The following is a 7,330-nucleotide window of genomic DNA, read 5'->3' as shown; positions in this document are numbered from 1 at the left end:
TGGACGAGGCAGTCGCCGGACAGGACGCAGTCGAACGCGCCCGCCAGTTCAACGACGCGGCGGCCATCGACGGTGCAATCCTGACGAAGGCAGACGCCGACTCCAACGGTGGGGCGGCAATCTCCATCGCCTACGTCACGGGCAAGCCAATCTTGTTCCTCGGCGTGGGACAGGGCTACGACCACATCGAGCGGTTCGACCCGGAAGCGATGGTCGAACGCCTGCTCGGCGAAGACGAGTAAGCGACGACACGCTTCCTCGTCGCCCAGTCCGTCGATTTCTCACTCTACCGCGAGTACGACACCGAGCAGCAGCATCGTCCCTGCACCGACGTAGTTGAGGACGCGACTCACCCGCGTCTCGGCGAGGGTGTCGCCGAGTCTGTCGGCACCGAGGGCGACAGCAGAGAGGTAGAGCGCGGTGAGTACCGCGTACAGTGCGCCCAAGACGGCCATTCGCTCGCCTGCGCCGGGGCCGCGCCCGGCGAATCCGGGGAGAAACGCGAGGAAGAACAACGCGACTTTCGGGTTCAGGGCGTTGACGAGGACGCCGCGTCGGAAACTGCCAGAGGCATCTGTCTCGACGCTCGGGTCGAACTCGTCGTCGCGGAGAGCGACCACGCCGAGGTAGATGAGATACGCCGCCCCGACGTACTGGATTGCGGCCGCCGCTTCGGGAACCGTCTGGAGGAGGGCGGCGACGCCGAGCGTGGCGAGCATCGTGTGAAAGAGGACGCCAGTCGCGATACCGAACGCCGAGCGGACGCCCGATTCGCGCCCGTCGAGACCGCGGGCGAGGACGTACATCGTGTCCGGGCCGGGGGTGAGAATGAGCGCGATGGCCGCGCCGGAGAACGCGAGAATCGTGGTCGGTTGCAGTCCGAATGCGATACTGCCCATCGCCGCGGTCTACGACTCGTCGGGTGAAGTACGTGGGGTTTCGGGAAGCACTTGGTTGCGAAGAGTGGTCTCTCCGTCTCCCGACTCCAACCGTTCGACGTTCTCGGCGAGGATGTCTGCCAGTCGAGTGAAGTACTGCGGTGTGTACCCCGCGACGTGAGGGGTGATGAAGACGTTCTCGAAGGTCCACAGCGGATGGTCCTCAGGGAGCGGTTCCGGGTCGGTCACGTCGAGTGCGGCGGCCCGAAGGTAGCCACGCTGAACCGAGGAGACGAGTGCGTCGGTGTCGACCACACCTCCCCGAGCGACGTTCACGAGGACGGCGTGGTTCGGGAGGGCGAAGAACGCCTGCTGGTCGACGAGGTGCCGCGTCTCGTCGGTCAATGGACACGCGAGTACGAGGAAGTCCGTCTCGACGAGGGCAGATTCGAGGTCGTCGAATCCGAGGACTCGGTCGGTCGGCCCGCCTTTTTCGGGTGTGTAGCGAACTCCGATGGTCTCGACGCCGAAGGGTTCGAGGCGCTCGACGACGGCCTGTCCGATTGCGCCCAACCCAACGACGGTGACTGTCGACCCCTTGAGTTCGCCGTAGGCCTGAAACGACCGCCACTCGCGGCGCTCCTGTCGGCGGATTCCCTCGTCGAGGCGGCGGGTAATCGTCAAGAGCCATCCGACGACGTGCTCGGCGATGTTGGGCCCGTGGACGCCGGAGGCGTTCGTGACCACGATGCCTCGTTCGCGGAGCGTCTCCATGGGGAGGTGGTCGTACCCTGCGGCGGCACCGGCGAACAGTCGGAGTTCGGCGGCGGCGTCGAGCACGTCGTGCTGGAGGTAGGTCCCTGTGATGACGTCGGCGTCGCGAGCAGCCTCGATGGTCTCGGCCGTCGTCTTCGGGTGGACGACCGTCGCGTCGGGACGTCGCTCGCGGAGGGCGTCGGCGTACTCCTCGGCGGGAATGTCGTGTGCGGGTTGGTCGAGGACGAGGATGCGCGTCATGTTCAGCGTGTCACCGCGTCGACCGATAGCTCTTCGCCCGCGGACGCGACGGATAAAGCCTTTACCGGCGCGGCGGCGTAGGAGGGGACAATGGTACTCGATAATCTCGGGAGTTCTCTCCGCGGCAGTCTCGACAAGCTGCGGGGTAAGTCCCGTCTGGACGAGGACGACGTTCAGGAAATCGTCAAGGAGATTCAGCGCTCCTTGCTCTCTGCCGACGTCGACGTCAGCCTCGTCATGGACCTCTCTGACTCCATCAAGACCCGGGCGCTCGAAGAAGAGCCTCCGGGTGGGACGAACGCCCGCGACCACGTGCTGAAAATCGTCTACGAGGAACTCGTCGGTCTCATCGGTGAGTCGACGGAGATTCCGCTCGAATCACAGACTATCATGCTCGCCGGCCTGCAAGGCTCGGGGAAGACGACCACGTCCGCCAAGATGGCGTGGTGGTTCTCGAAGAAAGGCCTGCGCCCGGCGGTCATCCAGACCGACACCTTCCGGCCCGGTGCGTACGACCAGGCCAAGCAGATGTGTGAGCGCGCCGAGGTCGAATTCTACGGCGACCCCGACTGCGACGACCCGGTGCAAATCGCACGCGAGGGCCTCGAAGCCACCGACGACGCCGACATCCACATCGTCGACACGGCCGGTCGTCACGCGCTCGAAGACGACCTCATCGCCGAAATCGAAGAGATAGAAGACGTCGTCCAACCCGACTTGAACCTGCTCGTCCTCGACGCGGCAATCGGGCAGGGCGCGAAAGACCAGGCTCAGCAGTTCGACGAATCCATCGGTATCGGCGGCGTCGTCATCACCAAACTCGACGGGACGGCGAAAGGTGGCGGTGCCCTGACCGCCGTCAACGAGACGGACTCCTCTATCGCCTTCCTCGGGATGGGTGAGACGGTCCAGGATATCGAACGGTTCGAACCCAACGGCTTCATCTCGCGTCTCCTCGGGATGGGCGACCTGAAGCAACTCTCCGAGCGCGTCGAACGCGCCATGTCCGAGACCCAGGCCGAAGACGAGGACTGGGACCCCGAGGAGATGATGAAGGGGAACTTCACCCTCAAGGACATGCAAAAACAGATGGAGGCGATGAACAAGATGGGGCCGCTCGACCAGGTGCTCGACATGATTCCGGGTCTCGGCGGTGGCCTCAAAGACCAACTGCCGGACGACGCGATGGACGTGACCAAAGACCGGATGCGCTCGTTCGAGGTCATCATGGACTCCATGACCGACGACGAACTGGAGAACCCGCGCATCATCGGTGCCTCGCGTGTGAAGCGCATCGCACAGGGCTCTGGGAAAGACGAGGAGACGATTCAGGAACTCCTCGAACAACACCGCATGATGGAACAGACTATCAAGCAGTTCCAGGGCATGGGCGACGGCGACATGCAGCGGATGATGAAGAAACTCCAGCAACAAGGTGGCGGCGGTGGCGGTATGGGCGGCCTCGGCGGTATGGGTCCGTTCTAATCTAATCTAATCTTCAATCCCTTCTCCGCTTCGTCTGACGACGCTCCATCTCCGTTCTCTTCAGACTCTGAATTCGACATACCGCCGACTTTTAACGCTCGGGGCCGTCGGACCCGACAATGACGGTGCGAGACGTGGCAGTCGAGGCCTACAAAGAAGCCCTCCCTGCACTCGCGGCGAGTCTCGTCGGCGGCCTCATCGCCGGCGTCGTCCTCGGTGGGATGCGCGCCGAACTCCGGGCGGTTCCGGGGTTGCTCGTCCTCGTGCCTGCACTGCTCGCGACTCGCGGGAACGTCTATGGGTCGCTGGGTGCTCGTATCGCTACGGCACTGCATCAGGGTCTCATCGACCCCTACGTCACCGGCGCAGACGAGCGACTCCGGGCCGCCGCGACGGCCGCACTCGCCAACGGCGTGTTGACGAGCACCTTCGCCTCCATCATGGCGTTCTTCTTGCTCACGTTCCTCGGGAGTCCAGTCGCACCGCTCCCGATTCTCGTCGGCATCGCCATCGTCGCCGGTCTGTTGTCGGGTATCGTCCTCACCGTCGTCGTCGTGACTGTCGTCTTCGCGGGGTACAGACGGGGACGGAACCCCGACACCATCGTCGGACCGCTGGTGACTACGACCGGAGACGTGTTCGGCATCCTGTTCTTGCTCATCGCGGTCCGAACCGTCCTCGCCATCGCTGGGGTGTTCTGACGTGCCGACTGAGTGGACCGTCCGTGCCATCTCACGGGCGATGCTCCCCGTCTTGTTCGTCCTCACGCTCGTCGAACTCGGGAGTGGACTCGTCCTCGGGAGTTTCGAAGCGCAGTTGCTCCAGTATCCGTCGCTGCTCGTCCTCGTGCCGGTCACTATCGGAACGGCGGGCAATCTCGGGAGCATCCTCGCGGCACGACTCTCCACGTCCTTCCACCTCGGGACGCTCACGTTCTCGCCGGCCGACGACGAACTCGCGGGGAACGCGTTGGCGACAGTCGTCCTCGCGGTGACCGTCTTTCCAATCATCGGCGTCGGCGCGTGGGTCGCCACGCTCGTCGTCACTGGCGGTCCCGCACTCCCCTTCTCGACAGTCGTCTTGGTCGCGCTGTCGAGCGGTATCACGCTCGCCGTCTTGGCCGTCTTCGTGACGTTCACTGCGACGTACGTCGCCTATCGGTTCGGTCTCGACCCCGACGACGTGGTCATCCCCGTCGTCACCAACGTCTGCGACGTCCTCGGGGTGGTCGTGCTGTTTGCGGTCGCACAACTGCTGGTGTAATCGGCACGACACCGACCGACGGCGATTAGTTCCTCGCCACCCGACCACTCTCTGTGCAGTCGTCGACCGTTCTCCCGGTGCTGGTCGAGGTGCTCCCCAGAGTCCTGCGTATCGCCGTCTACATCGCTATCGGCGTCTTCGCGGCGAACCTCGTCGTCGCCTTCGGCCTCGTCGAGCGTATCGCCGGCCTCTCGCGGTACTTGACGAGTCCAGCGAACCTCCCCGACGAGGTTGGGACGGCTATCGTCACCACCGCCGCGTCGACGACGGCGGGGTACGGGATGCTCGCGGAGTTCCGCGAATCGGGTGTCTTAGACGACAAAGCGACGCTCGTCGCCGTCACCATCAACACGTTCTTCGGGTTCGTCCAGCACATCTTCACGTTCTACTGGCCGGTCCTCATCCCCATCCTCGGGCGCGAAGTCGGATTCATGTACGTCGGTGCCCGCGCCGCAATCGCACTGGCGATTACGCTCACTGGCGTCGCCGCCGGTGCGATACTCCTCTCGAAACAGAACGTCACCCCCACGGCCATCGCCGAAACGGACGGCGCAGGCGACACGGATGGCGAATACGGGGCAAACGGCGACGACGAAGACTCGGTTCGGGCGATGGCCGAAGACGCCGCGCGAAAGACGTGGAAGACGGTTCGCCGAATCGTCCCGCGACTCGCGGTGGTCTACGTCCTCGTCACGCTCCTCTTGCGAACGACCGACCTCGAATCCTTCACGAACCTCGCCAGTCCGCTGACGAACCTCGTCGGCCTGCCGGGTGCTGCGGTCCCTGTCGTCGTCGCCTTCGCGTTCGACACGACGACCGGTGCGGCGACTATCGCGCCCGCTATCGGCGAGACGTTCACGCCGAAACAGGCGGTGGCGACGATGCTCATCGGCGGTATCATCTCTTTCGCCGTCTCGACGTTCAAACGGTCGATTCCCTTTCAGTACGGTATCTGGGGACCAGAGTTCGGGTCGAAGGTCATCGCCGTCAACACGAGTTTGAAAGTCGTCTTCATCGCCATCGCGGTGGCGCTGTTAGTCGCTTAACATCGCAGTCGGGCCGCGTACCCCTCAGCGGTCGTGGGGGTCGATTGGCCGACCGTCTTCTGTCGGCGGCGCGATGTAGTCGACGAGTTCTTCGACAGACGGGTCGCGGACGGTCACGTGCACCTCGATGTCGCCGAGTTCGTCGGGGTTCCCGACGGAGAAGTTGACGACACCCTTGAACGCGGCCTGTTTCTTCAGCGCGAAGGAGAACCCTTCCTCGTCGCGGCGTTTGTCGAACTCTCGCCGGGCGGTGTCGAGGATGGCCTGTTCGTGCAGACGCTCCGAGAAGCGCTCTAACTCGTGGGTCTCACCGACGAGTTTCCCGGGTTCGTGCGTGAGTTCGACGCCCGGAAAGAGGTTCTCGACGGCGTCGGCGACGCGGTCTGTGACCTCGGTGTCCCGAACTGGAACGTCGATGCGAACGTCGACGCTGTAAATCATGGATTGGCCTCCGCGACGGCGTCCGGTCCCTCTTCGAACAGTCGCGTGATGGTCTCGCGGTACTCGTCGAGGGTGCCGGTGTTCTCGATGACGACGTCGGCGCGGTCCATCGCCTCGCCCATCCCGAAGTCGAGTTCGCGTTCCTCGCGTTTCTTCAGTGACTCGACGTCGGTGTCACTCTCGTCTCGTCCCCGGTCACCGAGTCGCTCGGCACGGGTCTCGAACGGTGCTTCGACGCTCACGAGGACGAACTCGTCGCCGAAGGCGTCGCGGAAGCGGTCGAGTTCGACGTCCGACCGGAGGCCGTCGACGACCACCACGTCGTTCGAGTCGAGGTGGTCTTCGACGACGGGCAGCGAGCGCGCGGCGATGGCGTCGTCGCCTTCCTCTTCGCGGAGTGCCTTCGCTATCTTCCCGTGGTCCGTCGCGGGGTCGAGGCCGCGGGCGCGACACTCCTCGCGGATGATGTCGCCCATCGTCACGACGGGAATGCCTGCTTCGCGGGCTACTTCGGCGAGTTCGCCCTTTCCGCTTCCGGGCAAGCCGACCGTCCCGATGACTCTCATAGGCGGTGATACCGCGTTCGCGCTGTTAAACCCTCCCTTCACGTCGCTCCGGGCGCGCGATGTGCCGACGGCGCTCTCTGACCCACCCATCTTTTCCTTCCTCGCAACGATGTGTCGGCTATGAAACAACGGTCCCTCCTCGTCCGTATCCTCTGGTTCGTGTTCATCGGCTGGTGGGCCACCCCCGCCGTCGTCAACGTCGCGTGGTTCCTCAACGCGACCATCATCGGCCTGCCGCTGGGAATCAAACTCATCAACCTCGTGCCGACGGTGCTCTCGCTGAAAGAACCGCGTGCACTCGGCAACCCCGACGCGGCGAAAGGCCAGCGGTCGCTCGTCGTCCGCGGCGTCTACTTCCTGTTCGTCGGGTGGTGGCTCAGTTGGTTCTGGGCGAACGTGGCGGCGTTCTTCGCGGTCACGATTATCGGCCTTCCTCTCGCCTACTGGATGTTCAATCGGCTTCCTGCGGTCACGTCGCTGTACCGATTCGACGGGTAGAAGCCGATTCGTTTTTCATTTGGCACCTGTTTTTGAGATACGAGGGCGCGTAGCTCAGTTGGACAGAGCGTCGGACTTCTAATCCGACGGCCGCGGGTTCGAATCCCGTCGCGCTCGTTCGTCGCCTTCGGCTCCT

9 protein-coding genes, 1 tRNA gene and 1 pseudogene are annotated in these 7,330 nt (G+C 64.1%); 7 read left to right on the top strand and 4 right to left on the bottom strand.

Annotated elements, in window-relative coordinates:
* A pseudogene (locus AUR66_RS05660) lies at nt 1-242 on the top strand (signal recognition particle-docking protein FtsY); the annotation flags it as partial.
* 39 nt (nt 243-281) lie between these two features.
* Here AUR66_RS05660 and AUR66_RS05655 read toward each other — a convergent pair.
* Together AUR66_RS05655 and AUR66_RS05650 are read right to left on the bottom strand one after the other, a co-directional pair.
* Entirely contained in the window at nt 282-899 is a 618-nt protein-coding gene (locus tag AUR66_RS05655) for a LysE family translocator (protein ID WP_058571519.1), read from the bottom strand.
* Nucleotides 900-908: 9 nt separating this feature from the next.
* Nucleotides 909-1,895 (bottom strand): D-2-hydroxyacid dehydrogenase, encoded by a 987-nt coding sequence (locus tag AUR66_RS05650; protein WP_058571518.1) that lies wholly within the window; start codon nt 1,893-1,895, stop codon nt 909-911.
* Nucleotides 1,896-1,985: 90 nt separating this feature from the next.
* On the opposite strand from AUR66_RS05650, the gene AUR66_RS05645 reads away from it, so the two are divergent.
* The 4 genes from AUR66_RS05645 to AUR66_RS05630 all read left to right on the top strand — a co-directional run bounded on the left by AUR66_RS05645 (nt 1,986) and on the right by AUR66_RS05630 (nt 5,689).
* Complete coding sequence (locus tag AUR66_RS05645; RefSeq protein ID WP_058571517.1) at nt 1,986-3,380, top strand: signal recognition particle protein Srp54; 1,395 nt, start codon at nt 1,986-1,988, stop codon at nt 3,378-3,380.
* 119 nt (nt 3,381-3,499) lie between these two features.
* A complete protein-coding gene (locus AUR66_RS05640; protein ID WP_058571516.1) occupies nt 3,500-4,081 on the top strand; it encodes a magnesium transporter in 582 nt (193 codons plus the stop codon).
* Between the two features lies 1 nt (nt 4,082).
* Nucleotides 4,083-4,643 carry a magnesium transporter gene (locus AUR66_RS05635; RefSeq protein WP_058571515.1) on the top strand — a complete coding sequence of 187 codons (561 nt, stop codon included), beginning with the start codon at nt 4,083-4,085 and terminating at the stop codon, nt 4,641-4,643.
* Nucleotides 4,644-4,696: 53 nt separating this feature from the next.
* Entirely contained in the window at nt 4,697-5,689 is a 993-nt protein-coding gene (locus tag AUR66_RS05630; RefSeq protein ID WP_058571514.1) for a hypothetical protein, read from the top strand.
* A gap of 24 nt (nt 5,690-5,713) precedes the next feature.
* On the opposite strand, the gene AUR66_RS05625 is transcribed toward AUR66_RS05630, so the two are convergent.
* Both AUR66_RS05625 and AUR66_RS05620 read right to left on the bottom strand, forming a co-directional pair.
* A complete protein-coding gene (locus tag AUR66_RS05625; protein WP_058571513.1) occupies nt 5,714-6,130 on the bottom strand; it encodes an RNA-binding domain-containing protein in 417 nt (138 codons plus the stop codon).
* Complete coding sequence (locus AUR66_RS05620) at nt 6,127-6,696, bottom strand: AAA family ATPase (RefSeq protein WP_058571512.1); 570 nt, start codon at nt 6,694-6,696, stop codon at nt 6,127-6,129. The genes AUR66_RS05625 and AUR66_RS05620 overlap by 4 nt, the downstream gene beginning before the upstream one ends.
* Before the next feature lie 120 nt (nt 6,697-6,816).
* Between AUR66_RS05620 and AUR66_RS05615 the strand changes: the two genes are divergently transcribed.
* Nucleotides 6,817-7,194 (top strand): YccF domain-containing protein, encoded by a 378-nt coding sequence (locus tag AUR66_RS05615; RefSeq protein ID WP_058571511.1) that lies wholly within the window; start codon nt 6,817-6,819, stop codon nt 7,192-7,194.
* A gap of 43 nt (nt 7,195-7,237) precedes the next feature.
* A tRNA-Arg gene (locus AUR66_RS05610) sits at nt 7,238-7,311 on the top strand.
* The last annotated feature ends 19 nt before the right edge of the window (nt 7,312-7,330 follow it).

It is taken from the genome of Haloferax profundi (genome assembly GCF_001469865.1).
GTDB classification, from domain to species: domain Archaea; phylum Halobacteriota; class Halobacteria; order Halobacteriales; family Haloferacaceae; genus Haloferax; species Haloferax profundi.
The sequence above is the reverse complement of the archived record's forward strand: the minus strand, read 5'-3'. Positions and strand labels throughout refer to the sequence as shown.

Excerpts from the sequence above, each read along its gene's own strand:
- AUR66_RS05655 (WP_058571519.1), bottom strand. The coding sequence starts at position 899 with ATGGGCAGTATCGCATTCGGACTGCAACCGACCACGATTCTCGCGTTC.
- AUR66_RS05650 (WP_058571518.1), bottom strand. The coding sequence starts at position 1,895 with ATGACGCGCATCCTCGTCCTCGACCAACCCGCACACGACATTCCCGCC.
- AUR66_RS05645 (WP_058571517.1), top strand. The coding sequence starts at position 1,986 with ATGGTACTCGATAATCTCGGGAGTTCTCTCCGCGGCAGTCTCGACAAG.
- AUR66_RS05640 (WP_058571516.1), top strand. The coding sequence starts at position 3,500 with ATGACGGTGCGAGACGTGGCAGTCGAGGCCTACAAAGAAGCCCTCCCT.
- AUR66_RS05625 (WP_058571513.1), bottom strand. The coding sequence starts at position 6,130 with ATGATTTACAGCGTCGACGTTCGCATCGACGTTCCAGTTCGGGACACC.
- AUR66_RS05620 (WP_058571512.1), bottom strand. The coding sequence starts at position 6,696 with ATGAGAGTCATCGGGACGGTCGGCTTGCCCGGAAGCGGAAAGGGCGAA.
- AUR66_RS05615 (WP_058571511.1), top strand. The coding sequence starts at position 6,817 with ATGAAACAACGGTCCCTCCTCGTCCGTATCCTCTGGTTCGTGTTCATC.